1 protein-coding gene is annotated in these 255 nt (G+C 64.3%); it reads left to right on the top strand.

All coding sequences use genetic code 11. The features are described from left to right. A partial coding sequence (locus PZA18_RS24725) for a hypothetical protein (RefSeq protein WP_284103533.1) occupies window positions 1–255 on the top strand: 255 nt, incomplete at both ends.

The raw sequence follows: 255 nt of genomic DNA, 5'->3' as shown, positions 1-255 counted from the left end.
GCTATAAATCCCCGGCCACCCGGCCGGTCGAAGCCGGCTGGTATTGGGATAGCAAGGGCCTGGTGTGGGATACCCGCGCCGTACTGCAGCCGACGCGTGATATTCACGTTACTTACGAACTGAAGCTGTGGTCGGGCGATTCCAGTCGCGATGCGCTGACGGGCGCGGTGGTTCTGGGCCCACGTGGCACCGGCCAGCACCTGCCGGGCAAAAAATTCCCCACGGAGGTGGCGGTGTTCAACCCCGGCCTGGACA

The sequence above is a fragment of the Parachitinimonas caeni genome (genome assembly GCF_030129945.1).
GTDB lineage: Bacteria > Pseudomonadota > Gammaproteobacteria > Burkholderiales > Chitinimonadaceae > Parachitinimonas > Parachitinimonas caeni.
The sequence above is the reverse complement of the archived record's forward strand: the minus strand, read 5'-3'. Positions and strand labels throughout refer to the sequence as shown.